The 25,585-nt window shown below is 36.2% G+C and carries 20 protein-coding genes; 7 read left to right on the forward strand and 13 right to left on the reverse strand.

Annotated features, from left to right (window positions below; genetic code table 11):
• Window positions 1-70: 70 nt before the first annotated feature.
• From secA to OQE68_RS19190, 3 genes are all read left to right on the forward strand, one after another.
• A complete protein-coding gene (gene secA, locus OQE68_RS19180) occupies window positions 71-2,782 on the forward strand; it encodes a preprotein translocase subunit SecA (protein WP_180567688.1) in 2,712 nt (903 codons plus the stop codon).
• A gap of 88 nt (window positions 2,783-2,870) precedes the next feature.
• Entirely contained in the window at window positions 2,871-4,088 is a 1,218-nt protein-coding gene (argJ, locus tag OQE68_RS19185; RefSeq protein WP_180567689.1) for a bifunctional glutamate N-acetyltransferase/amino-acid acetyltransferase ArgJ, read from the forward strand.
• 17 nt (window positions 4,089-4,105) lie between these two features.
• Window positions 4,106-5,065, forward strand: coding sequence for a Nudix family hydrolase (locus OQE68_RS19190; protein ID WP_180567690.1), 960 nt, complete (start codon window positions 4,106-4,108; stop codon window positions 5,063-5,065).
• A 5-nt stretch (window positions 5,066-5,070) separates the two neighbouring features.
• Here OQE68_RS19190 and yacG read toward each other — a convergent pair whose 3' ends face one another.
• The 5 genes from yacG to pilB form a co-directional block, all read right to left on the reverse strand.
• Window positions 5,071-5,277: a DNA gyrase inhibitor YacG gene (yacG, locus tag OQE68_RS19195; RefSeq protein WP_180567691.1), complete on the reverse strand. Its 207-nt coding sequence runs from the start codon at window positions 5,275-5,277 to the stop codon at window positions 5,071-5,073.
• Complete coding sequence (coaE, locus tag OQE68_RS19200) at window positions 5,270-5,875, reverse strand: dephospho-CoA kinase (RefSeq protein ID WP_180567692.1); 606 nt, start codon at window positions 5,873-5,875, stop codon at window positions 5,270-5,272. The genes yacG and coaE overlap by 8 nt, the downstream gene beginning before the upstream one ends.
• Entirely contained in the window at window positions 5,865-6,746 is an 882-nt protein-coding gene (locus tag OQE68_RS19205) for a prepilin peptidase (RefSeq protein ID WP_180567693.1), read from the reverse strand. The genes coaE and OQE68_RS19205 overlap by 11 nt, the downstream gene beginning before the upstream one ends.
• 75 nt (window positions 6,747-6,821) lie before the next feature.
• Window positions 6,822-8,039 carry a type II secretion system F family protein gene (locus OQE68_RS19210; protein WP_180567694.1) on the reverse strand — a complete coding sequence of 406 codons (1,218 nt, stop codon included), beginning with the start codon at window positions 8,037-8,039 and terminating at the stop codon, window positions 6,822-6,824.
• Window positions 8,040-8,301: 262 nt separating this feature from the next.
• A complete protein-coding gene (pilB, locus tag OQE68_RS19215; RefSeq protein ID WP_180567695.1) occupies window positions 8,302-9,993 on the reverse strand; it encodes a type IV-A pilus assembly ATPase PilB in 1,692 nt (563 codons plus the stop codon).
• A gap of 319 nt (window positions 9,994-10,312) precedes the next feature.
• On the opposite strand from pilB, the gene OQE68_RS19225 reads away from it, so the two are divergent.
• The 4 genes from OQE68_RS19225 (at window position 10,313) to OQE68_RS19240 (ending at window position 14,606) form a co-directional block, all read left to right on the forward strand.
• Window positions 10,313-10,756 carry a pilin gene (locus OQE68_RS19225; protein WP_219339964.1) on the forward strand — a complete coding sequence of 148 codons (444 nt, stop codon included), beginning with the start codon at window positions 10,313-10,315 and terminating at the stop codon, window positions 10,754-10,756.
• Window positions 10,757-11,120: 364 nt separating this feature from the next.
• Window positions 11,121-13,010 (forward strand): hypothetical protein, encoded by a 1,890-nt coding sequence (locus OQE68_RS19230; protein ID WP_180567696.1) that lies wholly within the window; start codon window positions 11,121-11,123, stop codon window positions 13,008-13,010.
• Window positions 13,003-13,860 carry a glycosyltransferase family 2 protein gene (locus OQE68_RS19235; protein WP_180567697.1) on the forward strand — a complete coding sequence of 286 codons (858 nt, stop codon included), beginning with the start codon at window positions 13,003-13,005 and terminating at the stop codon, window positions 13,858-13,860. The genes OQE68_RS19230 and OQE68_RS19235 overlap by 8 nt, the downstream gene beginning before the upstream one ends.
• On the forward strand, window positions 13,857-14,606 hold the full coding sequence (locus tag OQE68_RS19240) for a class I SAM-dependent methyltransferase (RefSeq protein WP_180567698.1): 750 nt from the start codon (window positions 13,857-13,859) through the stop codon (window positions 14,604-14,606). The genes OQE68_RS19235 and OQE68_RS19240 overlap by 4 nt, the downstream gene beginning before the upstream one ends.
• 8 nt (window positions 14,607-14,614) lie before the next feature.
• Here the strand turns inward: OQE68_RS19240 and OQE68_RS19245 are convergent, their stop codons facing one another.
• From OQE68_RS19245 to nadC, 8 genes are all read right to left on the reverse strand, one after another.
• The gene (locus OQE68_RS19245; protein ID WP_180567699.1) at window positions 14,615-15,514 is read right to left on the reverse strand and encodes a lysylphosphatidylglycerol synthase domain-containing protein; all 900 of its coding nucleotides are present in this window, start codon (window positions 15,512-15,514) and stop codon (window positions 14,615-14,617) included.
• 9 nt (window positions 15,515-15,523) lie between these two features.
• Window positions 15,524-17,371, reverse strand: coding sequence for an asparagine synthase (glutamine-hydrolyzing) (gene asnB, locus OQE68_RS19250; RefSeq protein ID WP_180567700.1), 1,848 nt, complete (start codon window positions 17,369-17,371; stop codon window positions 15,524-15,526).
• A 6-nt stretch (window positions 17,372-17,377) separates the two neighbouring features.
• Window positions 17,378-18,592, reverse strand: coding sequence for a glycosyltransferase family 4 protein (locus OQE68_RS19255; protein WP_180567701.1), 1,215 nt, complete (start codon window positions 18,590-18,592; stop codon window positions 17,378-17,380).
• A 21-nt stretch (window positions 18,593-18,613) separates the two neighbouring features.
• Window positions 18,614-19,345 (reverse strand): class I SAM-dependent methyltransferase, encoded by a 732-nt coding sequence (locus OQE68_RS19260; protein WP_180567702.1) that lies wholly within the window; start codon window positions 19,343-19,345, stop codon window positions 18,614-18,616.
• Between the two features lie 37 nt (window positions 19,346-19,382).
• Complete coding sequence (locus OQE68_RS19265) at window positions 19,383-20,576, reverse strand: class I SAM-dependent methyltransferase (RefSeq protein ID WP_266195778.1); 1,194 nt, start codon at window positions 20,574-20,576, stop codon at window positions 19,383-19,385.
• Between the two features lie 4 nt (window positions 20,577-20,580).
• Window positions 20,581-23,529 (reverse strand): spermine/spermidine synthase domain-containing protein, encoded by a 2,949-nt coding sequence (locus OQE68_RS19270; protein WP_180567704.1) that lies wholly within the window; start codon window positions 23,527-23,529, stop codon window positions 20,581-20,583.
• 172 nt (window positions 23,530-23,701) lie between these two features.
• Complete coding sequence (gene galE, locus OQE68_RS19275) at window positions 23,702-24,721, reverse strand: UDP-glucose 4-epimerase GalE (protein ID WP_180567705.1); 1,020 nt, start codon at window positions 24,719-24,721, stop codon at window positions 23,702-23,704.
• Between the two features lie 4 nt (window positions 24,722-24,725).
• Complete coding sequence (gene nadC, locus OQE68_RS19280) at window positions 24,726-25,574, reverse strand: carboxylating nicotinate-nucleotide diphosphorylase (RefSeq protein ID WP_180567706.1); 849 nt, start codon at window positions 25,572-25,574, stop codon at window positions 24,726-24,728.
• Window positions 25,575-25,585 lie beyond the last annotated feature (11 nt).

The raw sequence follows: 25,585 nt of genomic DNA on the forward strand, positions 1-25,585 counted from the left end.
TTTATAAAATCAGCCGAGCATTTGAGATGCTGCCTGGTATTAATCTTGTGGATACAATAAGTAAACGATTATGTTAGCGCCTTTAGTTCGAAAAGTCTTTGGTAGTAAAAATGACCGCCAGTTACGCCGGATGCGTAAAGTAGTGAAAGCAGTGAATGCTCTAGAGGAGTCATTGAGTAAACTGTCAGATGAGCAATTAAAGGCTAAAACTGATGAGTTTCGTGGTCGAGTCAAAAAAGGTGAGAGTTTAGACAGCTTATTACCCGAAGCTTTTGCTGTCGTGCGTGAAGCTGGTAAGCGCGTGATGGGAATGCGCCATTTCGATGTTCAATTAATCGGTGGTATGACACTTCACGAAGGTCGTATAGCTGAAATGCGCACGGGTGAGGGTAAAACATTAGTAGCAACCTTGCCAGCCTATCTTAATGGCTTGTCTGGCAAGGGTGTCCATGTTGTAACGGTTAACGATTACTTAGCTAGTCGTGATGCAAACTGGATGCGTCCATTATATGAATTTCTTGGTTTAACGGTTGGTGTGGTGACATCAGGCCAAGATCCAGAATCAAAAAAAGCAGCTTATCAGTCGGATATTACTTACGGAACGAATAACGAATTTGGCTTTGACTATTTGCGGGATAATATGGCATTTAGCCTGGAAGATAAATCCCAGCGCCCACTTAACTATGCCATCGTGGATGAAGTAGACTCAATTCTGATTGATGAAGCCAGAACCCCTTTGATTATTTCTGGTGCTGCTGAAGACAGCTCTGAGCTTTATACTGTTATAAATAAACTTATTCCTAAACTACAAAAGCAGGAAGAGGCTGTTGAAGGTCACTTTACTTTAGATGAGAAAACTCGACAGGTTGAGCTAAATGAGGATGGTCATCAGTTTATAGAAGAGCTGCTGGCTGAAAAGGGAATGTTGGGTGAAGGTGAAAGCCTCTATGCACCGAACAATCTAAATCTGCTCCACCATGTTTATGCTGCCTTAAAAGCCCACCAAATCTTTCATAAAAATATTGACTACATTATTCAAAATGGTCAGGTGCTGTTAGTTGACGAGCATACTGGCCGGACCATGCCTGGTAGGAGGCTTTCTGAAGGCCTACACCAAGCTTTAGAGGCAAAAGAAGGTCTGCAAATTCAAAGCGAAAGCCAGACCCTGGCATCAACCACTTTCCAAAACTACTTCCGCTTGTATGAAAAATTGTCAGGCATGACAGGGACTGCAGATACCGAGGCAGTTGAGCTAAGACAAATTTATGGTTTAGACGTTATTGTCATTCCTACCCATAAGCCAATGGTAAGAAAAGACTATAATGACCTAGTTTATCTCAGTATCGAAGAAAAATATGACGCGGTAATTGAAGACATTAAAGAAAATGTGGCCAAGCATCGCCCTATCTTGGTAGGTACGGCTTCTATTGAATCTTCTGAGCGCGTTTCTAGTGCATTAAAGAAAGCGGGAATTGAACACCAAGTATTAAATGCAAAATTCCATGAAAAAGAAGCAGAAATTATTGCTCAAGCAGGTAAGCCAGGAGCTGTAACCATTGCTACCAATATGGCAGGCCGTGGTACAGATATTATGTTGGGAGGTAACTGGGAAGCTGAAGTTGCTAAGCTAGAGAACCCAACAGAAGAGCAAATTAATAGTATTAAAGCAGATTGGCAAGAACGGCATCAACAGGTATTAGATGCTGGAGGCCTACATATTATTGGTACTGAGCGTCATGAATCACGCCGCATTGATAACCAGCTAAGGGGGCGTTCAGGTCGCCAGGGTGACCCAGGTTCTAGTCGTTTCTATTTGTCTCTTGAAGATAGCTTAATGCGTATTTTTGCCTCCGATGGTATCCGCAATTTGATGCAGCGGCTTGGCATGGAAAAAGGTGAGGCCATTGAGCATCGGATGGTGACCAATGCTATTGAAAAAGCGCAGCGTAAAGTAGAAGGCCGCAACTACGATATTCGTAAAGCCTTATTAGAATATGATGATGTTGCTAATGAGCAGCGTAAGTACATCTATAGTTTCCGTAATAAGGTAATGAGTGAGGATGACCTATCTGAAATGGTGACAGAGTTCCGAGAAGACGTCTTGGAGCAAGCGATTAACCAGTTTATTCCTCCTCAAAGTCTGCAGGAAATGTGGGATGTAAATGGTTTAGAGGAGCATTTATCCTCAGAGTTTGCTATTAACTTGTCTATTCAACAGTGGCTGGATGAAGATGACAAGCTCTATGAAGAGCCCCTAAGAGAAAAAATTAAACAGCACTTGTTGGATGATTATCAGTCTAAGGAAGAATTAGCTGGTGCTGCTGTTCTTCGTATGTTCGAAAAACAAATGCTGCTAAGAGTGTTAGATGATAAGTGGAAAGAGCATCTGGCAACTATGGACTACCTGCGCCAGGGTATTCACTTACGTGGTTATGCTCAGAAAAACCCTAAACAAGAGTATAAGCGCGAGTCGTTTGAGCTATTTCAACAGCTGCTGGAAGACATCAAACATGAAACCATTAAAATTCTTTCTCATGTGCAAGTCAAGCAAGATGATAATACAGAAGAAGTAGAGCGTCAGCGTAGAGCAGCTTTAGCTCAGCAAATGGAATTTCAGCATGCTGAGGCAGCAAGTATGGCTGGTGAGCCAACTTCGGAAGAAGGTGATGAGCACGCTGCTAATACACCATTTATTCGTCAGGAACGAAAAGTAGGGCGTAATGAGCCTTGCCCTTGCGGTTCAGGAAAAAAATATAAGCAGTGTCATGGTAAGATTGTATAAAATATACCTAACACAATAAGATAGCTGTTTAATAGAAGTAATTAAAAAAGGCGACGCTAGTCGCCTTTTTTATGAGGTAATAAGAAATATGGCGGTCGGCTTAGAGTCTATAAAGCAACTGTTGCCTGTTCCAGGCGTTAATTTATCAGCGGTTTCTGCTGGTATCAAAAAAAATCAACGAACAGATTTAGCATTATTGCAGTTTAAGACTGGCAGTACTGTAGCAGGCGTTTTTACCCAAAACCGTTTTTGTGCTGCCCCTGTTCAAGTGGCTAAGCAACATTTGTCGCAGCAGCCTTTAGCATTATTAATAAATGCGGGTAATGCTAATGCAGGGACAGGTCAGCAGGGTTTGGAAGATGCTTACTATAGTTGTGGTATGACCGCGGAACAGTTAGGTCTGACTCAGCAACAAGTGTTACCTTTTTCAACAGGAGTTATTGGAGAGCTATTTCCTATCCAAAAAATAGTCGATTCACTACCTCAACTGGTAAGCAAATTAAGTGATCAGACCTGGAATCAGGTGGCAGAAGCTATTATGACTACTGATACCCAGGCAAAAGGTGTTTCTAAGCAATTTAGCTGGAAGGGTAATACCTATACTATTACTGGTATTGCAAAAGGGGCTGGGATGATAAAGCCCAATATGGCAACAATGCTGGCTTTTATAGCAACAGATCTAGCAATTGATCAGGCTTTACTTCAAAAACTCACTGGAGATGTAGCGAATCTGTCGTTTAATCGTATTACCATTGATGGTGATACGTCCACGAATGATGCTTTTATAGTAGCAGCTACAGGTGCAGCTAATAATGAGCTCATAGTAGATACCAATGATCAGTTATTTCAATTATTTAAAAGCACGCTAATTGAGGTGGCTAAGCAGCTGGCTCAAATGATTGTGCGTGATGGTGAAGGTGCCACTAAATTTGTCTCTATTAATGTCGGTGGTGCCAAAACTGCTCAAGATGCTCTGGAAGTTGCCTATACAGTGGCACATTCACCTTTAGTTAAAACCGCTTTATTTGCCAGTGACCCCAATTGGGGCAGAATATTAGCAGCAGTTGGCCGAGCACAGATTGCTGAATTAGATGTCAGTAAAGTGCAGATTAAATTGAATGATGTAGTGATTGTTGAAAATGGTGGTCGGGCAGCCAGTTATACAGAAGAGCAAGGTCAGCAGGCAATGGTAGAGCCTACTATTGCTATTGATATTGAGCTGGGTTGCGGAGATTTAGCTGAAACTATTTGGACAACTGATCTTTCCCACGAGTATGTCAAAATTAATGCCGAGTATCGGACCTGATATCTGAGAATTAAACTATGTACAAAAAATCAATTCAGGTTGCAGCTGCAGCAATTATAAATACTTCAGGCGAGGTGTTAATTGCTAAGCGTCCGGATGACAAACACCAAGGTGGCAAGTGGGAATTTCCTGGTGGAAAAATAGAGCAGGGAGAAACTGTTCTGGATGCATTAACAAGAGAGTTGCATGAAGAACTTGCTATTCAGGTTGTTACTGCAAATCCATTAATTCAAATAACCTATGAATACCCTGAAAAAATTGTACAGCTTGATGTATGGCAAGTAACAGAGTTTAGTGGTGATCCTATTGGTAATGAAGGGCAATCTATCCAGTGGGTAGCAAAAACACAGTTATTTAACTTTCAGTTTCCACCCGCTAATCGTCCAATTCTTCAAGCTTTGTTATTGCCAGATTATTATTTAATTTCAGGTGATTTTGAAGATCAGGCAGACTGCTTAAGGCGCGTACAAGCAGCTATAGCATCAGGGATTAAACTAATACAGCTAAGAACTACAGAAAAACCTATTCCACTAGATTTGGTAAAAGCGCTGGCAGACTACTGTTATCAAACAAATGTACAGCTACTTATTAAGCAATCAAACTGTAGTAGAGAAATATATAATCTTAAAGGAATTAGCGGTGTTCACCTAACCGTAGCTGAATTGATGGACTGCAATGGAGCTGTTATTACTCAGTATCAAAAGCAAGGGTGTCTAGTTGCAGCATCCTGCCATAATGCTGAGGAAATAGTTAAGGCTAATGCTCTCGCGCTGGACTTTATTACGCTTTCGCCCATTCAGCCAACGGCAAGTCACCCAGGACAACTTGGCTTAGGCTGGAAAACAGCTCAGCAACTCATAAAACTAGCTCAGTGCCCAGTGTACTGCTTAGGTGGGCTAAGTTCTTCTGATGTAGGGCAAGCTAGGCAGGTTGGTAGCCAAGGAGTTGCTGGCATCAGCCAATTCTGGCCTAGTTAGCTCAATTATACTAACTGGTCAGTTGGGTGTTCTGTTGAAAGTTCATTATCAGACAGATAAGCAGGATCACCTGGAATACAATGCTGCTCATCTGCCCAGGCACCTAAATCAATCAACTGGCAGCGCTTTGAGCAGAAGGGTCGAAATTCATTTTTTGGTGTCCAAGGGCCTGCTTTTTGGCAGGTAGGGCACTTAACGATAGCACTAGTCATGACAAGCAAATCCTAAATATTGCTGGTGAAGCTGATCCAGTTGAGCATAAAGTTGCTGAAGTGAACCTTGATTGTTAATTATATCATTTGCTTTCTGTCGTTTCTTCTCTCGGGGCATTTGTGTTGCCAATATGCGTTGAGCTTGCTCTTTTGACATCTTGTCTCGCTGACAGGCTCTGGTGATTTGGATTGTTTCAGGCACATCAATAAGTAAAGTACGATCAACAAGCAGATGCTGATTAGTCTCAAATAATAAAGGGGATACCAGCACTGCATAAGCAGATATAGCCAGCTCTAGTTCTACAATAATTTGCTGACGAATCAGAGGATGCAGTAAGCTCTCTAGCCACTTTTTTTCTACGGATGAATTAAAAATCAGTTGCCGTAGATATTGGCGATTAAGTGAGCCGTCTTCAAGTAAAACCTGAATACCAAAATGTTCTGTAATGACAGATAAAGCAGAAGAACCTGGTTCTACCACTTGTCTGGCAATAATATCGGCATCAACAATGGTAATTTGTTTTGAGTTGGCTAAGTAGTCTGTTGCGGCTGTTTTACCACTACCTATGCCGCCTGTAATACCAATCTTATACACCATGGAATTTTGCTATTTGTAGATAATTATTCAGTAGAGCCTCACCCCATAAACAAGCGATAATACCCGCAATGGCTAAGTAAGGGCCAAAGGGGATTTTGCTGTTGCGTTCTTTAAGGCCTAAACCAATCATAGTAATACCTACCAAGGCCCCCACAAAAGAAGACAATAGGATAATAACAGGCAACATTTGCCAACCAAGCCAGGCGCCAAAGCAGGCTAATAATTTAAAATCGCCATGGCCCATTCCTTCTTTACCAGTCAATAACTTGAAAGCCCAATACACGCTCCACAATGACAAATATCCAGCAATAGCTCCCCAAACTGCGCTGTCAAGGTCAGTAAAAAAGTCGAAATAGTTTAAGGCCAGGCCAAGCCATAAAAAAGGCAAGGTGATACTATCGGGTAATAATTGTTCATCCAGGTCAATCATGGTGAGTACAATCATGGCAAAAAATAAACTGCTTGCTGCGAGCATTTGCCAGCTAAAACCGTAGTAATAGGCCGCTGCAACTGCTAGTAATCCAGAGGCAAACTCAATAAGAGGGTAACGAATTGAGATAGGAGCCTGACAATTGGCGCATTTTCCTTTTAACAAAATGTAACTCACTATCGGTATGTTTTGCCAGGCTTTAACAGGCGCTTGACACTTTGGGCAGTGAGAGTGAGGAAATATTAAATTAAACCTAGCGGGCTCCATAGTAGGAGCCGGTAGCTCAAGAAATTCAGAACATTGGGTTTGCCAGTCCCGTTTCATCATAGTGGGGAGCCGTAAAATAACTACGTTTAAAAAGCTACCAATAATCAACCCTAAAAAAAGCGAAACTAAAATAAAAGCCGCAGGACTACTGGCTAAGTAATCGATAATATTCATTGAAGGAAAATACCAAATAAAAAGGGCAGTGATGACCGCCCTTATAATAACAAAACTTGAAGTATAAAAAGCAAGCTATACGACAGAACCCAGTTGGAAAATGGGTAAGTACATTGCCACAATCAGGCCACCGACTAAGACCCCTAATACGGACATGATAATTGGTTCCATCAAGCTAGTGAGGTTATCAACCATGTTGTCTACTTCTTCTTCATAGTGGTTGGCTACTTTATCCAGCATTTCATCTAGAGCGCCAGACTCTTCACCAATTCCCACCATTTGCACTGCCATGCTTGGGAAGACAGCAGTATTCTTCATAGCAAACTGTAGCTGCTGGCCAGAAGAAATATCCTCTTTAATTTGTCTGGCGGCCTGATAATAAACCACGTTACCAGCTGCTCCTGCCACTGAATCAAGTGCATCGACTAAAGGAACCCCGGCAGCAAAAGTGGTAGAAAGGGTTCTGGCATAACGAGCAACAGCTGATTTATCAATGATATCGCCAATAATCGGTATTTTTAGGACGAAGCGGTCACGACCATCACGAAGCCCTTTTGATTTCTCTAACGCCTTACTAGAAGCAAAGATAAGCACGCCAATACCCGCTAAAAAGTACAGCCAATAGGCTTGTAAAAATTCTGATATTTGAATAACAAACATAGTAAAAGCAGGTAAGTCAGCACCAAAGCCTGCGAAAACTTCTTGGAACTGAGGTACCACTTTAATTAATAGGATGGCTGTCACAATGATTGCCACCACCACAACCGCAATAGGGTAAGTCATGGCTTTTTTGATTTTTGCTTTTAATGACTCGGTTTTTTCTTTGTAGGTGGCAATTCTGTCCAGCAAGCTTTCCAGTGCACCTGATTGTTCTCCAGAAGCGACTAGACTGCAATATAAGTCATCAAAGTATTTGGGGCGTTTACTTAACGCTTCCGCTAAGCTACTACCCCCTGCTACATCATTTTTAACGTCATTAACCAAATCACGCATAGTGGGATTTTCACAGCCATCAGCGGTAATTTCAAAAGACTGGATCAACGGCACGCCCGCTTTCATCATGGTGGCCAGCTGACGGGTAAAGACTGCAATATCCATCGGCTTGACCTTTCTGCCTTTACCAGCAAAACTGATCGCTTTTTTCTTAACCTTAGTTGGGTTGATCCCCTGCTTACGCAGTTCTGCTTTCACCATGGCAATGCTGGCGCCTTGGATCTCCCCTTTGGTTTTTCGACCTTTTTTATCTTTGCCTTCCCAGACGAAAGCGCTGGGTTTAACTGCTTTTGTAGCCATTGGAGTACCTGACTATCAGATTCCTTGGGTAAGGCCCGCTACCGAGCATTATGTGTTTATAATAAAGGCATTTGTTGATTCCTGTCGCTTATAATGCTACCAGCCTGGTAGCACAGCAATCACAAAGTACCTTCTAGTTACGTCACAGAATAAGTGTAACGCATGCACGTTAAATCTGTTAGAAACAACCAGTTATAATGCTAACTTGTTCAAATAATTAAGGTTTTACCCAGCAGACTTGTTTTACTGCTGAAAGTTATGACTAATCTTTTGTCACTCGGTTTACCTCTTCAAGGCTGGTAATCCCTTGTAATGCTTTGAGCAAGCCAGAAGTACGTAAGCTATTAAAGCCTTCTTTTTGTGCTTGTTCAGCAATTTGAATCGAGTTGCCTTCTTCCATAATGATTTTTGAAAGCCCAGGCGTAATTTTAACGACTTCATAGATGCCTAGTCGTCCTTTGTAACCATTGTTACATTTGTCACAGCCCTTAGGTCCATAAAGTTCAGCAGTCTGTGCTTGTTCTTCAGTAAAACCCTCATGGAGTAGAGCCGTTTTAGGAATATCGGCTTTCACTTTACAGTTACTGCATAACCGTCGAGCCAACCGTTGGGCAATAATCAAGTTGACTGTAGTGGCTAAGTTAAAAGCCGGAACCCCCATATTTAATAACCGAGTTAAGGTTTCAGCTGCGCTGTTGGTATGTAATGTAGACATCACCATATGGCCGGTTTGAGCAGCTTTTATGGCAATACCGGCAGTCTCTAGATCTCGAATCTCACCTACCATGATAATGTCTGGATCTTGCCGTAAAAAGGCACGCAATGCTTGGGCAAAGTCCATTCCTTGCTTAGGATTAACATTAACCTGGTTAATACCTTCCAAGTTTATTTCGACAGGGTCTTCTGCGGTGGAAATATTGCGTTCAACAGTATTTAGAATGTTGAGTCCTGTATAAAGTGAGACGGTTTTTCCGCTCCCTGTGGGGCCAGTCACCAGAATCATGCCCTGAGGCTGGTGTAGAGCATCCATATACATATCTTTTTGGATTTCTTCATAACCTAAACTGTCGATACCCATTTGAGCACTGGTAGGGTCAAGAATCCGTAGAACGATTTTTTCTCCCCACAAGGTAGGGCAGGTATTAACCCGAAAGTCGATGGCTTTAGTCTTGGATAATTTCATCTTAATCCGTCCATCCTGAGGCTTGCGCCGTTCAGAAATATCCATAGCAGACATAATTTTTAGTCGTGAAGAAATGCGAGGGGCTAGAGTAATTGGTGGTCTAGCCGCTTCATGTAGTACACCATCTGTTCTGAATCTAACCCGATAGCTCTTTTCATAGGGTTCAAAGTGAAGGTCTGAAGAGCCACCTTTAATCGCGCTGAGTAACATCTTATTAACAAATCGAACGACAGGTGCATCATCGGCTTCATCACCACCCGCAGCGGCTTCTTTCTCTTCTTCACCAGCAGATATTTCGAGAGCATCCAAATCTTCGTCTGCTAAATCACTTAAGGCATCATCAGCACTTTCGAGAAACTTTTCTATGGCTGCTGATAGTTTATTTTCTTCAACTAAAACTGCATCGATATTTAAACCAGTATTAAAGCGAATTTCATCTAATGCATTTAGGTTGGTAGGGTCAGAAACGGCAATAAATAAACGATTGCCACGCTTAAGCAAAGGCAGAGTATGGTGCTTTCTAATCAGCTTTTCATTGACCAGTTCTTTAGGTGCCTGAGTAAAATCATAACAATCCATATCCATTAAAGGAGAGCCAAACTCTTCTGCTGAAAGTCGAGCTATATCTTTAGACTTGACCAAATCTGCTTGGACAAGGTGGGTAACAAAAGGAATTTTTTGTTTAGAGGCTTCTTGATAGGCCTGGCTCGCCTGGTCATGGCTGAGCAGGTTATCATCAACTAAACGTTTAGCAAGTCCCGTTAGAATCATCTTTTATTATCGCTTACTTAGGCTACAACTATCGAAAATATATCTGTTAGATCGAATCAAGTATAGAGCGAAACAGTCAGCTTTTCATACTGGAAGAAAATGGTAATAAAAAAGTTATGTATTAGTGACTGACCAAAATGGTCAGTTAGTGACCTATAGTTTAATAAGTAAACTGCATCAAAAATTGCAGCTTCACAAAGAAGTGCTATAACTAACTTATAAATAGCGTCTACATTGACTTAAAGGATGGCTAAAACAGTTTGGCATAAATAATGACAGGGAGTATCCACTTTCTTAAAAAATAGACGGAGTAATACGCATGAAAACCATAAGGCAGCAACAGGGCTTCACCCTGATAGAATTAATGATTGTGGTTGCAATCATAGGCATATTAGCAGCGGTAGCTATACCTGCTTACCAAGATTATACGGTTAGGACGAAAGTGTCAGAGGGGATGACATTGGCCTCTGGTGCTAAATCGGCTGTTGCTGAAACACGTTTATCTCTGGGGCGTTATCCAACCTCAACAAATGCTAGCTATGGTTTAGCCGGTAGTACAAAGATAACAGGTAATAACGTAGCAAGTGTAGCAGTTGGCGATAGTGGCAAAATTACTGTTACATATAATAATGACACTGCTATTGATACTAAAAAACTAGTATTAATTCCAACATTAGCAGCTGGTGGAGGCTCTGTTACATGGACTTGTGGTCAGGGGACTTCTGATGTTGATGATAAATATCTTCCAGCAAACTGCAGATAGGTTATTAAATTTTTAATTTAATAAAGTACCTTTATTTACTAAATAAAGGTACTTTATTGTTATGTTTATTGTTATTGCTTAAGTTTTAAAAACTTAAATTGAAAACTTAAAGTACGCACTTAATCAAAAAAGAAAACTTCTTCTATCATTGTTCTTAACAACAAACTTTTAAATATATCTATACAGGTTCTGCTATCTACTTCTTATACAATGTGTATTACATTTAAGTTGTTATTGTTTCACTGTTCGCAAAAAATAATTGTTACAAGATGAGAGATTTATTTATTCTATATTTTATTTTATATGAAGTTGTTGTGGGCTTATTAAATGGTTTGTCAATTATGATAAATAGTATTTATAAAGTATGAAGTTTGACTGCTCAGTAATAATTACTTGGAGGGAAATATTATATTGTCTTGCATTTTTAGCTGCTTTGGTTTTAACGTATGTGATTTATTACCCTTCTTTATATGGGCCTTTTATTTTTGATGACGCTCCTAACTTAAAATTTATAGGTGAATATGGTGGAATAACCACACTGGACAACTTGTTAATCTATTTATTAGATGGTAAAGCAGGACCACTAGGGCGCCCTATATCACTTATTTCATTTTTAATTAATGATAATAATTGGCCGACTGATCCATTTTGGTTTAAATATACAAACGTTTTAATTCATTGTTTGGTAGGAATCTTTGTTTATGTAATCTCAAGGCAGATTTTCGGAAAAAGTGATGTATGTTCAGAAACACAAGGAGAAATATTTTCTATTCTAGTTATGTGTTTTTGGTTGCTTCATCCTATGAATATTAGTGGCGTTTTACTTGTTGTGCAAAGAATGAATCAACTTTCAACACTGTTTGTTTTGTTGTTTATTTTTGTTTTTTTAATTAAAAGAGAAAAAATAACCTCTTTTATTGATCATTTTATATTGTCAGTAATATATGGAGCTGTAGCGGTTTTGGCTATTTTATCAAAAGAGAATGGTGTTTTGCTACCGTTGTATTTGTTATTGCTGGATCGCATTCTTTTAAAGAATAGGTTTAGAATAAATGATTGGTTTGGAGTTTTTTGTATTTATATTCCAACAGCTTTATATTTAATTATTATTATATATTTTTCATATTCAAGTGATCTTGCGTGGTCTATGAGAAACTATAATTTACCTGAAAGGCTGATGACAGAGACTAGAGTTTTATGGGAGTATGTATATAAAATATTGATGTTGAGTTCCACAGGTACTGGGGTAGTTCATGATGATGTGGTTATTTCTAGAAGCATACTTAACCCAGTAACTACCTGCTTATCAATAATAGCATGGTGTTTGTCTTTGTATGTGGTTTTTTATTATGGGAATGTATTAATGAAATTAGGTTTTTTGTGGTATTTATTAGGGCACTCTTTAGAATCTACAATTATACCGCTTGAAATTTATTTTGAACATAGAAACTATCTGCCAATCTTAGGGGTTTTATTTTTTGTTTTTGGAATTATAAGTTTTATAAATAATATGAAAATAACATTATTATTTTTTTTGCCATATTTGGTTGTTGAAGTTATGCTAAGTTATCAGTCAGCTTTAATATGGGGTGATCGAAAGAAAATGATAACTATTTATTATCATGAACATCCTGATTCACCAAGAGCACACCATATGATGATAAATGAATATATATATACTGGTGATTTTAAAGAAGCAAAAAAAACTGCTTTTAACTCTATGCTAAAATTTAAAGAAGATAGTTATATACTAATGCAGAATATTATTCTTGATTGTTTTTTTGGTGTTAAAAGTTTAGATGGTAAAAATAAATTTAACTTTGAGAAAGCAAAAATATATAGTGGTACAATGGGGCTTCTAGATGACTTAATAAAACTGTTAATACAGAATAAGTGCGAGTTATACACCTTCAGTGAACTGGAGGAAATAATAAAGCAATTAATTTATAGTAGGGATTATAAAGAAAATATAACTAAAAGCGTATTATATGACAAAATATATATGATAAAATTTTATACTGGAAAATATCATGAAGCATTAGAAAAATTAGATATGGCCATAAAGTATAATTATAGTGACTTAAGGTTGCACTATAATAGATTTATTATATATTTATTTCTTAATAAGTTTGATGATTTTGATGTAGAGTTTGATAAAATTGATCTTATAGATAATACTAATTTCGTTAGAAAAAAAATATTTATTAAAGAAGTTAAGAAACTAAAAAAAATAAGAGATAATCTAGATGTATGACTATTCAATTATAATGCCAGCTAAAAATGAGGCTAAGTCACTTGATGAATTAATTCCAAAAATTATAAATATAGCAAGTGATATTAACGCTGAAATTATAGTGGTTGATGATGGGAGTACAGATCATACAGCGGAAATATGCCATAAATATGGTATTAATTACATTAAAAATCCATACACAAAGGGTAATGGTGCATCTATCAAAGTTGGAGCTAATGAAGCAAATGGAAAATACTTGATATTTATGGATGCTGATGGTCAACATGATCCAGATAATATAAAGTTGATGCTTGAAGTGATGAAGCAAGGCATTGATATGGTCGTTGGATCAAGATATAAAAATTCCCATGCAAATATATCAAGGGGATTTGCAAATAAATTATATAATATACTTGCTAGCTGGATGGTTGGACATAAAATATCAGATTTGACATCAGGATTTAGAGTGGTTAATGAATATAAGTTTAAACAATTTATTAACTTGTTACCAAATGGATTTTCTTACCCAACAACTATTACAATGGCCTTTTATAGAGCTGGCTATTCAGTTAATTATGTTCCAATGAGCTTTCACAAAAGAAAAGGAAATAGTCATATTAATCCATTTCAAGATGGAATTAGGTTTCTTCTTATAATATTCAAAATTGGTACGCTTTACTCTCCATTGAAAATATTTTTTCCACTAAGCATTATACATATACTACTTGGATTTTTTTATTATATTTATACGTATTTCTCTTTTGGAACTTTTACCAATATGAGTGCTCTTTTAGTAAGTAATGGATTGTTGATTTTTTTAATAGGACTAGTTTCGGAACAAATAACTGCATTGATTTACTCTAATAAATGAATAAATATAGATATCAGGAAAAGCTATCTAAAGTAACACCAATTCTATTAGATAGTAACTATAAACAGCCGAAAGTTGATAAAATGATATCTATTCTTACTGATTGTGGAGCACTATCGAGTAATAGAGGACTTGCAATAGATATAGGCTGTTCAGCTGGATTTTTTACTAGAGCCTTGTCACCATATTTTGACAATGTTGTTGGTTTGGATATCGATGATAGTGCTTTAACAATAGCTTGCCAGAAGCAAACTTATGAAAATATTACTTATATGATTGGCGACTCAATGAAGTTACCTTTTTCTGATAACAGTGTAAATCTAGTTATTTGTAATCATGTGTATGAACATGTCCCTGATGCTGAAAGGCTATTCGAAGAAATTGAAAGAGTGTTGTCAAATGAAGGAGTATGTTATCTTGGGGCTGCATCAAGACTAACAATAATTGAACCGCATTATAAATTACCATTTCTTTCTTGGCTACCAAAGCTATTAGCTAATAAATATATTAAAATATTTAATAAAGGTAACGAATATTATGAAAATCTTAAAACTCCTTGGGGGATTAAACGATTAATATCTAAATTTTATGTTAAGGACTATACGCTTGAAATAGTATACTATCCAGATAAATATTGCGCTAGAGACTTAATAACTAAAGGAGGTTTTATTGAAAAAGTACCAAAATTTTTATGGGTTTACTTGTATAATTTTTTGCCCTCTTTTATACTTATATTAAAAAAATAGTTTGATTTTTATTTAAGTCGACTTATTTTTTCTTTAAGATATGCTTTAATTAAAAGAGTTAATAAAAAAGTGATAATTTCCCCACCAATTAACCAAAGTCTACTTATAATAGCTAATATTGTGGCTTCAGGTATTGGAATATGTAATATCAAAATACTGTAAAGTGCTGCTTCTCGGATACCTATCCCTGAAGGAGATAATGAAGAAATAAACCCTATTAAAAAGCTCACTGAAAAAGAAGTTGCAATATATATAGACTTAATAGAGTAAATATTACTATTTCCAAACAGTGCTATATACAATATAAAAAAATTAGAAGAAAATAGTATCCAGTAAAAAAAATAAAATAAAAATAATTTTAATATTTTTGTTGGAGTTAAGTTAAAAAATTTAGTTGCACTTTTTATAAGATGGGCTGCATGTTTTTTTATTGTAAGCAGTGAGATAAATAATATCGATAAAAACAACAATAAACTCATAAAAACAGAATTTGATTTTAAAATATAGTAAATAGTAGGTAATCCAACGGATATTGAAGAAATAGAAATTAGTACATTTTCAATTAAAATAGATTTTATACAAGATGCTTTTGATATGTTTTCTTTATTAGTAAGATGTATTCGGCTTATATATGGCCATATAATACCTGGGATGTATCTATAAAATGCCGAAAATATCCATATTTGTAATGATTTTAAATATAAAATATTTTGATTGTCTGATTTTAATATTAGATGCCACCCCATAGCTGCTAAATAATATATTATAGATAGAAACAATAAAGAAATAATAAATAAATTTATGTTTATTGACCAGGTTAGCTTATTTATCTCACTCCATTGAGTTGAAATGATAAAGGCAATAAATAAACCTGATAAAAATAATGTTAGGTAGTTAATAATTTTCATGGTCTTTGATTAGTTAGCCTCTCTCCAAATTAAATAAATATAAATTGCCCATAACTGAATACTGTAGTCTTTATGAAGCTTACAATGTTCATCTAATAACGCTAAGACAGTATTTTTGCATAATGGAGAGTTAGTTTCTAGGATAATTTCTCTTAAATTTCTTCCTAGCTCATTCTGGAACCATTTTTGAATAGGTACAGAAAAGCCTTGTTTTCTACGTCTCCATATCTTTTTAGGTAATGAAGGTTGGAATGTTTTTCTTAAAATTTTTTTACCTTGTAACCAGCTACGATGGTAATTAGGGGGAAAGGTAAATGCAAAGTTAACTAGTTGTGTATCTAAAAATGGAGACCTAACTTCTAATGAATTTGCCATTGAAGCTCGGTCTATTTTAAGCAGAATATCTTGTGGTAGGTAAATAAGCATATCTCTTCTCATCATTTGCTCTACCCCATCAAGCTCTGTTTCTTCAGGTAGTGTGTTAATAATATGTCCATATCCTGTTAACTCTGGACAAAGCCTTTTTTGTAGAGAGCTATTGAATACTAATGGTGCAGTATAATTTGGTTCCTTCTGATATTCTTCAGCAAGTTCAATAAATAATTTTGCTTTTTTTATAAGGCTAGCACTGTGATGAACCATTGGTTCAGGTATATAATCCAGAATTATTTTTATATTTTTTCTCAATGTTTTAGGTAAACGAAAGAACCAGTTATATAGCACTCGGGCTTGATATCGCTGGTAACCAGAGAAAACTTCATCAGCACCGTCTCCTGATAAAGCTACCTTAACGTAGGAAGATGTAACTTTAGATAATAAGTAAGTAGGAAGTATTGATGCATCTGAGAATGGTTGGCCTATGCTATTAGTAATAAGGGGGATAATAGTTTTATGGGAAGATGATAAGTCAAAATTACTTATTATATGTTGTGTGTTAAATTTTTTAGATATTTCTTTTGCAAACTTGCTTTCATCATAGCTTTTGTTACAAAATGAAACTGTGAACGTTTTTAAGTTGTTTTTAATTTTATTAGAAATTAGGCTAACAATAAGTGATGAGTCGATGCCACCAGATAGGAAAGCTCCTATTTCAACATCAGCAACTAACCTCTTTTTTATCGATTTTAATAAAAGGTCTTCTAGTTTTTCATAACTGTGGTTATTAATATCTTGTATTCTTTTTGTTTCAAGCTGCCAATAAGGCTCTGTTGAATAAGTATTGCCAGGACTCCAGGTTAAATTATGGCCTGGTAATACTTCCTTAACATCCTTATAAAATGTATGCCCTGGCAAACAGATACCATATGAGAAATAGTCAGATGTGCTATTAAGGTCTTCACTCCATGGCGTCTGGTCTAGTGCTTTCAGGGCAGGAAGTTCTGATGAGCACATAAATTCCTCTTTTGCCATTTTAAAGTACAGTGGTTTTTTACCAAAAGGGTCTCTTGATAAAGTCAGTTTTTTTTCTTTTGTATCCCAAAATGCGATAGCCCACATTCCCTCCATTAATTTAATAAAGCTATCCCCATATAGTGCTAATCCAGCCAAAATTACTTCGGTATCCCCGGCTGAATTAAAAAACCATTTATCTGCTAGAGAACTTTTTAACTCTTTATAGTTATAAATTTCTCCATTAAAAACTAACCAATAACGTTTGTCAGGAGTGTGCATAGGTTGCATGCTTGAAGAAATATCAATGATAGATAGCCGAGTATGCCCAAGCACAGCATTTTCAATTGATATAATATTTTGTTGATCTGGGCCTCTATGGTATAGCCGGTTAACAGCTAGTTGAGTTCTTTTAAATAAGCTATAAGAGTCATTGTTTTTTGAATAAATAAATGTTATGCCACACATAACTACTTACTCATTAATAGTTGCATAGTAAAGTTTTGCATATTTACTTCCAGTATTGTTCCAGGTTAGGTGTTGATTGATGATAAACTGTTTTCCTTTATTTGCTAATATATCGCGATATTTTTTATCGTTTAGTAATATACTAATTTTATTTGATAGTTCTTTATGATTTTTTGGTTCAAAAAGTAGGCCATTACCTTTAATTAATTCTATCACACCATCTATATTCGATGCTATTACTGGTAATTCTGATGCCATTGCTTCTAAAAGTACGTTAGGCCTTCCTTCACTTAAACTTGATAAAATAAAAATATCGCTTGATTTGTAGAATTCTATAATTTCATTTGGAGAAATGCTACCAGCAAATGATACTGATTCTCTAATGTCAAGACTGATGCATAGTTTTTCAAGGTTTTCTCTCTCAATACCATCCCCAATAATATTTAAGAAAGGACGATTAAATTTTGGGAAGGTAGCTAATGCTTCTATAATTGTATTTATAGATTTCCTTGGTATTAGACTACCGACAGTTAAAAGCTTAAGCCTTAGCTTTTGAGATGATATGGTTTTATTATTTCTTTGTATATTTAGAAAAGTACTAGATACACCGTTTGGTATATGAACTACTTTATCTCTAAGCGTAGGATATTGTCCGATAAGAATTTCTTTCATTTTAGTACTGACACATATAACTTTATTATTAGATATAATACATAGTTTTAGTGCTAAGCTATATAATACTGATGTGCTTGCCCTGGAAATGTCTTCACCTCTTAAAGTAGTTATAACTGGGGTGTTGAAGAGTTTACCTATAATACCTGCAATAGCTCCAATTGCAGACCAGTTTGCATGAATAAGTTTAGATTTAAAGGCTGCTAATATACATTGATAACAAAGGCTTACAATAAAAAGTGGTAGTATCAAATAGGGCCATTTTTTTTGGTGAAGTGCAACAGGTATTCCTCCTGGTTGATGTGCAAGGGATTGATATTTTTTTGGAGCATATCTAAAAATTTTAAAATTCTCATAAGGTTGAGCTTCAAACTGAATACTATTTGTTGAGCCAGGTATGATAACTGTACGGTGAATATCTGGTGGAAGATTATCTATAAGATTTTTTACAAATATACCACTTGAAGAGTTGGTTGAAATAGGGTAAGAGGTTGTAATTACAGATATTTTTGTTTGCTCTTTTTTATGCTCATGATTAATTAGTTTCATTTTAATTAAAGGAATTATAATTTATTTTTTTAATATAAATATATAGCTGTAAGGCATAAAATTATCTGAAATTGTCAACTTGGATAAAATGAAACTAGTTAAATTTTGAAATAAAAAATAAAAGGGTAATATTGGGGTAGCAATACATAAAGGGTTTTTCCGTTTTAAGCAATTAATGAATGTTTTGCTTATAGCAATATTTTTTAATAAAGCTGCTGTTTCCAGTGGGTGACCCATACTAATAGATTTTACTATTTTAAATCCTATTTTTTTAGATTTATCAGCCATACCATGTTGAGTAATCCTTATAAAATCTCGAGGAGCATCATGAATTGGATATAGAAATGGTATTTGAATAATTGCTTCGCCATTTTTTTTTAAAACTCGAAAAGATTCTTTGAGCACAGTATCTAGACATGAAACGTGTTCTAAAACATTTAATAATAGTACTTTATCAAAAATGTTTGTTGAAAAGGGTAATGTGTGTGCATCACCAAAAATATCAGGTTTTGAAAAGTACCAATTCGAAGCCGTTTCAAGATAATCCAAACCAATATAACTACATTGAGAATCTAAATAATATTGAACCCATTTGTCATAACATCCAATATCAAGAATCTTATTAGTTGAGTTTATGTCTTTTAATTGTTTCTTTAAAATTCTACTATGAGCTGTATACCATTGAGGGTGAAAAGGGTAGTGAATAAGAGATTCAAGAGCTTTTTTTACTATTCTTAAGTTAATAAGCTTCATCTAAGTTACTTTTAAATTTGCACATAATATTTATATATTAAACTTTTTTCTTTCTATTTCTAGTAGCACGAATTACCCAGCTGGCACTAGCATTCTTTCTAGCAGCAATTTCGATATTAGAATAGCCCGTTTTATCTAAGAGACTATGTATATATTCTTGATTAAAGTAGTAAGTTACTGGTGCTGACAAACGATCAAACCAGCCTACAACATTTTCCCTAAATGGAAATCTGGCATATATCCTTCCTGGCACTTTTTTAGATATTTTATCTAAGGCTGATATTTTAGACATAACTCGATAGGGGATTAGCAAAAAAAGTTCGGATAAAATTGCTAATAAAATCGATATTGCATGTAATAGTTTATGTGGTAGCTTTACAGAAATTTTTCTAAAAAGCTCTATTGGTTTATACCAAAGCTCTCTTTCTCCATAGACCCAAAGGATAAGTGGTGATACTTCTGATAATGTTGTACGTATTCCTTCAAGCGCTTTTTGAGGACTTGGAATATGTTGTAGTACACCAACAGAATATACAACATCAAACTTTTGTTTGAAAGGTGGTGCATAAGCATCAGCTTGAACTATATGGAGCATAGCAATTTTTTCTGACTGAATATATGCACTATCTACTGCTCGGCTAATATCCATTCCTATAACTTCAGCACCCATTTTACAAGCAGTAACCGCAGGTCTACCAGAGCCACATCCAACTTCAAGCATTATTTTATTTTTAAAATCCTCTTCTTTTAAAAAAGGTTTTGTGAAGCTAAGAAAAATATCTTTAAAGTGGTCATAATTATTTATAAAGGTAGTCCATTGATAGCTAAATGAGTTAATGATGTTTTTGTTTTTGTTTTCTGATTTAATTTTTAAGTTGAATTTAAAGCTGAATTTTTCTTCAAATTTTTCTAAAAAATCTGAATAATTTTTTTCTAAAGTATCTTTTAATATATCTAGTGGTAATATTCTTGGAACACCTTTAATGATTGGGTATTCTACTTTTGTCTGTTTGCTTGTTAGCTTTCCTGAAATGATTTCTAGGGTATAACAGCTATTACATTCATGCTTGTTAATTAATAATGGACTTGTATTATTTTTATGACACCATTGATTGCAACGTACATGTTTTATTTCTATATTACGGGAAAGCTGGCATGACTCAAATACCTCAACTTCAAATTCTTCTTCTGTAGAAGGTTCCTTTAAAAATTCTAGCAATCTGTATTTCATAAAATTAAAATTTTATGGTTATGTTGAGGGGAGAATATATGTTACTTTTTTTTGTTTTTAGTAAAGAGTCGAGATAAATTACTATTAAATTATTGTGGGTTTTTAATTTTATTTGTTCTAGTTCTAATTCAGCTTCATTTAGCTTGTTAAGTTTTATAAGGGAGAAAAGATAGTTTAGTCTCATTTGTAGATCAATAGATTTATTTTGTTTTATGTATTCTTTTACGCTGGATAGTATATTGTAGTGATTTTGTTTGGCAATACTTTTGTAATAATCGTACATAGCTACTATCTTTTTGTTATTGCATGTTACATGGGAGTGGTTGTTTACAAATTTTATGATGGTTTCTTTCTTTATCCATAATATATTGTTTGCAGATTGGGAGAATTCTCTTATCCACTTGTTTATCGATTTATTATTTTTGCAGATTTGTTTAACTTCTTCTATAGAAGTTGGAATATTGTCCTTTGATAAAATTGAGAGGCTATTTAATGCTGCTTTTGCAACTTCAAAACTATTATTTTTGCTAATTCTCTCTGGGTTTATACTGTCTTGTTGAGTCCCATTTAAAATACTGACTAATCTTAAGTCAATTAGTGAGGCAGCCGTACTGTTCATGAATCTTGTTTTGTCTGCATTCTCTTGTACAATTGGAAAAAAATCAGAATTTGATTGTATATTGCCTGCTAATAATATATTTTTTATTACAGGCTTGTATGTTATATGATGGGTTTTTAGGTCAGTGATAGATTCATGATTTATTCTTTTTAATTCACTGGCTAGTTTTTTGTTTGAAAAGATATCATATAGCTCGGTATGTAACACCTTGTTGGGTGAAGCTATGATAATGTAATCAGAAGGATTTGATGCGTAGAGATGGTAATCATAAAAAACTTTATCTAGTGATGAAAATATACTAAGAGCTAACTCTGGACTGATCTCATAAGCTTGTAACCATTGAACAAAAAGTCCATCTTCTTTAACTGATTTCTTAATTAAAGAGTAATACTCGTGTGTAAAAAGGCTCGCAACCCCACTTACCCAGGGGTTTGAAGGCTCTGACATGATAATGTCATACTTTTTTTGATTTGAAGAGAAAAATGTTTTCGCATCTGCAATGTGAATATTACTTTTTGCTTCCTCATAAGCTAAGTGGTTTCTTTCGTAAAAGTTTTTAGCGCCTTCAACCATGGCGGGTTCAATTTCTATGGTGTCAACCTGATTTACACGATCACTAGATAAGAAGACATGTGAGGTAAGGCCTGACCCCATACCTATAACAGCTACTTGTTTTGGGTTGTTATGTAGTGCGAGTGGTATTGCTGCTGATAATATCATGGTATCTTCATCAGGGCTTGCAGGTCTACTCAGGTGAGTTATTCCCGCATCTGGCTTACCATTTGTGGTTATGACTTGCATTGAGTTTTCTTTATCACCATATTCAATAACTGAGATTGTGGCTGTTTTACCATCTTTATGGTAGATAATTTTTGCTGATTCAGGAGAGACTAAGGTTCCTTTGCGATAGACCCCTGATGCCATTTTTAGTTGATCAAACTTTAAAAATGAAATCAAGAAAGGGATGATAAGAATGGCTGCTATCTTTAGTTTTGATATCTGAGCTAATGAGGTCAGTAAGAAAAAGCCCATCAATATATCAAGTATACTACCAGAAATAATCAGATTTTTTAGCCCCAGTAAAGGCATAATCAATTGTACTGCTATTGCTACCCCTAGTATAGAACCGACTGTATTAGATGAGTATACCCAGCCAATTGCTCGTTCATTATAACCTTTATTCAATAAAATATAAGTGATTAATGGTAGTGTCATTCCTGCACAAATAGTGGCAGGCAACATCATTACTAAGCAAATAAAGTGACTAATTAAGTTAAAATAAATGTAACCAGGTTCGGTACGCTGTAAGGCCTGCATGGTAAAGGCCATAAAATCGAAAGTGTAGTTGTAGAAAGTGATGGTTAAGGCGGCTAAGATTCCCATGATTATTTGGATAAAGCCTAACCATTGAATTGGGTTGGCTATGTTGCTGATTTTATTTCTAATCCAAAAGCCTCCAATAGCTAAACCTAGAATAAAAGCACTTAACATGAGTTCAAATGAATGAACGGAACTGCCTAACACCATGCTTAACATGCGGATCCAGGCGACTTCATACATAAATGATGCAGCACCTGTCATAGCAGCGACAATCAGTAGTATTTTTAAGGTTCTATGATCTGCCGTTTCTTGTTTTTCTAAATGTGGAGGTTGTATTATGCCAGAGGCAAACTGTTTGCTAATGAACCAAGTAACCAGCGCTACCGCAAAGTTGATAAGTCCAGCGGTTAGCAGTGTACCGGGTAAGCCGACAGTACGAACCAAATAAAAACCAGCAACTAGTACACCAATTGCCGCGCCAAAGCTATTAGAAAAATATAAAATAGAGAGTGAGTGGCCTTTCTTTTCAGGAAAATAATGGATAAAGCCGGCACTCATTAAAGGGAATGTACTGCCTAATAAGATGGTTTGTGGCAGGATCAACAGAGTCGCTAAACTCCATTTAAAAATTTCGATTGGCCCACTGCTGCCCAAAAAAGGCATAACGGTATTATAAGCGAAATCGGTACTTGCTACATAGATATTATGAAAGACTAATGCAAGTAAACCAATAATAGCTTCAACGATTGCATAAGCTAGAAATAAATTACTGAACTTATGTAAGTATTTACTGGTTAGCCATGCTCCGAGGGCCATTCCTCCCATAAAGATAATAAGCACCAGGGTTTGAGCATAGGCGGCATGGCCTAAAAATAGTTTTAAGTACTGGGTCCAGATGGATTCATAAATGAGTCCTGAAAAGCCAGATAAAAAGAAAACTAAAATGAGAATATTTCTATTTGCTGCATTTGTTAGGAGTAAGGTGATTCGATCATTAATAGCTAAGGTACTCATCCCGGTCTCAGCTTTTTATTAGACGACACCTTTAAGCATAGAAGAGATATAAGAGAAGTGTTAGATTTCTTTTGGTTACTTGAGGCTTCTCTTATACCTTAATGAAACGTTAATTGTAATAATTTGGTGAAATTATCTTTTAAGTGTTTATAACACTGCTTTAGCCGTAGGGCTATTTTGACGTATACCCCTCAGGATTCTGCTGCTGCCAACGCCAGGTGTCATAAATCATATCTTCTAAGGTTTTGGTGGTTTCCCAGTTAAGTGTCTGTTTCGCTAATGTCGGGTTGGCGTAGCAAGCATCTATATCGCCGGAGCGGCGGTCGGTGATTTGATAGGGTACTGGTTTGCCGCTAATTCTGGCAAAGGCTTCTACCATGTCTAATACACTGTATCCGTTGCCTACTCCTAGGTTATAGGCTTGGCAGCCTGGTTTATCTGCCATTTTTTCAATAGCTTTTACATGCCCTTTTGCTAAGTCGACTACATGAATATAGTCTCTCACGCCAGTTCCGTCATGTGTATTATAGTCATTACCAAATACGTTCAGTTGCTTACGTTTACCAATGGCTACTTGGGAAATATACGGCATTAGGTTATTGGGAATGCCATTAGGGTCTTCGCCTATTAATCCAGACTCATGGGCACCGACTGGGTTAAAGTAGCGGAGTAAGGCAATATTCCAACGGTTATCAGCCTGGTAATGGTCTCTTAATATATCTTCAACCATTAACTTAGAACGGCCATAGGGATTAGTGGCTGACAGTGGAAAGTCTTCAGCAATAGGTAAACTGGCTGGGTTACCGTATACAGTAGCAGAAGAACTGAATACCAGGTTCTTAACCTGATGGGCTTGCATCATTTGACACAGCTTGATGGTGCCTGCCACATTGTTTTCATAATAAGTAAGTGGGATTTCAGAGGACTCTCCCACGGCTTTTAGTCCAGCGAAGTGGATAACAGCATAAAACTGATGTTGTTTAAATACTTGCTCTAAGGCTTCAGTATCCAAAATATCAATTTTATGAAAGGTAAGCGGTTTACTACATATTTTCTGAACACGATCTAATGATTCTGGGTGGCTATTGGATAGATTATCCACTACCACCACTTCATAGCCTTTATTCAATAGTTCAACACAGGTATGGCTACCAATGTAGCCAGCTCCACCTGTTACTAAAATTTTTTGCATACTTTCATTCCTGCTTCTCAAACCGCATGGATAAATCGATCGCTCGACAATCTTTGGTTAGTGCTCCTATTGAAATATAGTCGACACCTGTGGTGGCTACTTCAACCAGGGTGTGTTTATTGATACCCCCTGATGCTTCTAATTTGGCTTTTCCTTTTACCAACTCAACTGCCTGGATTAATTGGCTTGTAGAAAAGTTATCCAGCATGATGATATCTGCTTTTGCAGCTAACGCTTCTTCTAATTCGGTAAAGCTTTCTACTTCCACTTCGACAGGTTTACCAGGGTTAAGCTGTTTCGCTTGAGTGACTGCATTGGTAATTGAGCCACAGGCATTGATATGATTTTCTTTAATTAGGTAGGCATCATAAAGGCCAATACGATGGTTATGACAGCCACCTTGAGTTACCGCGTACTTTTGGGCAATGCGTAAACCCGGAATGGTTTTTCGAGTATCCAGTAGTTTTGCTGAAGTGTGCTTCACTAGTTTCGCATATTCATGACAAATAGTGGCAGTACTAGATAGGGTTTGTAAAAAGTTGAGGGCTGTTCGTTCTGCGGTCAGGATTGCTTGAGCACAGCCTGTTACACTAAATAGCTGTTGGTTAGCAGTAACAAGTTGACCTTCTTCTACCTGCCAGTTGACGATTAAGCTTGGGTTCACTTGTTTAAATACTTCATTTACCCATGGTTGGCCACAAATGATGGCTGCTTCCCGAGAAATGACATAAGCAGTAGCTTCAGCTGTAGCAGGTATTAATTGAGCAGTGATGTCACCACTTCTCACATCTTCAGTCAGTGCTTGGTTCACATTGTCTATAACAGCTTGTTTTAGAATTACTGGGTCAATCATTATTGCCTTCG

It is taken from the genome of Spartinivicinus marinus, from assembly GCF_026309355.1.
Taxonomy (GTDB): domain Bacteria; phylum Pseudomonadota; class Gammaproteobacteria; order Pseudomonadales; family Zooshikellaceae; genus Spartinivicinus; species Spartinivicinus marinus.

What these genes read in the sequence shown, in the direction of transcription:
- secA (WP_180567688.1), top strand. Translation starts at nt 71, where the DNA reads ATGTTAGCGCCTTTAGTTCGAAAAGTCTTTGGTAGTAAAAATGACCGC.
- argJ (WP_180567689.1), top strand. Translation starts at nt 2,871, where the DNA reads ATGGCGGTCGGCTTAGAGTCTATAAAGCAACTGTTGCCTGTTCCAGGC.
- OQE68_RS19190 (WP_180567690.1), top strand. Translation starts at nt 4,106, where the DNA reads ATGTACAAAAAATCAATTCAGGTTGCAGCTGCAGCAATTATAAATACT.
- yacG (WP_180567691.1), bottom strand. Translation starts at nt 5,277, where the DNA reads ATGACTAGTGCTATCGTTAAGTGCCCTACCTGCCAAAAAGCAGGCCCT.
- coaE (WP_180567692.1), bottom strand. Translation starts at nt 5,875, where the DNA reads ATGGTGTATAAGATTGGTATTACAGGCGGCATAGGTAGTGGTAAAACA.
- OQE68_RS19205 (WP_180567693.1), bottom strand. Translation starts at nt 6,746, where the DNA reads ATGAATATTATCGATTACTTAGCCAGTAGTCCTGCGGCTTTTATTTTA.
- OQE68_RS19210 (WP_180567694.1), bottom strand. Translation starts at nt 8,039, where the DNA reads ATGGCTACAAAAGCAGTTAAACCCAGCGCTTTCGTCTGGGAAGGCAAA.
- pilB (WP_180567695.1), bottom strand. Translation starts at nt 9,993, where the DNA reads ATGATTCTAACGGGACTTGCTAAACGTTTAGTTGATGATAACCTGCTC.
- OQE68_RS19225 (WP_219339964.1), top strand. Translation starts at nt 10,313, where the DNA reads ATGAAAACCATAAGGCAGCAACAGGGCTTCACCCTGATAGAATTAATG.
- OQE68_RS19230 (WP_180567696.1), top strand. Translation starts at nt 11,121, where the DNA reads ATGAAGTTTGACTGCTCAGTAATAATTACTTGGAGGGAAATATTATAT.
- OQE68_RS19235 (WP_180567697.1), top strand. Translation starts at nt 13,003, where the DNA reads ATGTATGACTATTCAATTATAATGCCAGCTAAAAATGAGGCTAAGTCA.
- OQE68_RS19240 (WP_180567698.1), top strand. Translation starts at nt 13,857, where the DNA reads ATGAATAAATATAGATATCAGGAAAAGCTATCTAAAGTAACACCAATT.
- OQE68_RS19245 (WP_180567699.1), bottom strand. Translation starts at nt 15,514, where the DNA reads ATGAAAATTATTAACTACCTAACATTATTTTTATCAGGTTTATTTATT.
- asnB (WP_180567700.1), bottom strand. Translation starts at nt 17,371, where the DNA reads ATGTGTGGCATAACATTTATTTATTCAAAAAACAATGACTCTTATAGC.
- OQE68_RS19255 (WP_180567701.1), bottom strand. Translation starts at nt 18,592, where the DNA reads ATGAAACTAATTAATCATGAGCATAAAAAAGAGCAAACAAAAATATCT.
- OQE68_RS19260 (WP_180567702.1), bottom strand. Translation starts at nt 19,345, where the DNA reads ATGAAGCTTATTAACTTAAGAATAGTAAAAAAAGCTCTTGAATCTCTT.
- OQE68_RS19265 (WP_266195778.1), bottom strand. Translation starts at nt 20,576, where the DNA reads ATGAAATACAGATTGCTAGAATTTTTAAAGGAACCTTCTACAGAAGAA.
- OQE68_RS19270 (WP_180567704.1), bottom strand. Translation starts at nt 23,529, where the DNA reads ATGAGTACCTTAGCTATTAATGATCGAATCACCTTACTCCTAACAAAT.
- galE (WP_180567705.1), bottom strand. Translation starts at nt 24,721, where the DNA reads ATGCAAAAAATTTTAGTAACAGGTGGAGCTGGCTACATTGGTAGCCAT.
- nadC (WP_180567706.1), bottom strand. Translation starts at nt 25,574, where the DNA reads ATGATTGACCCAGTAATTCTAAAACAAGCTGTTATAGACAATGTGAAC.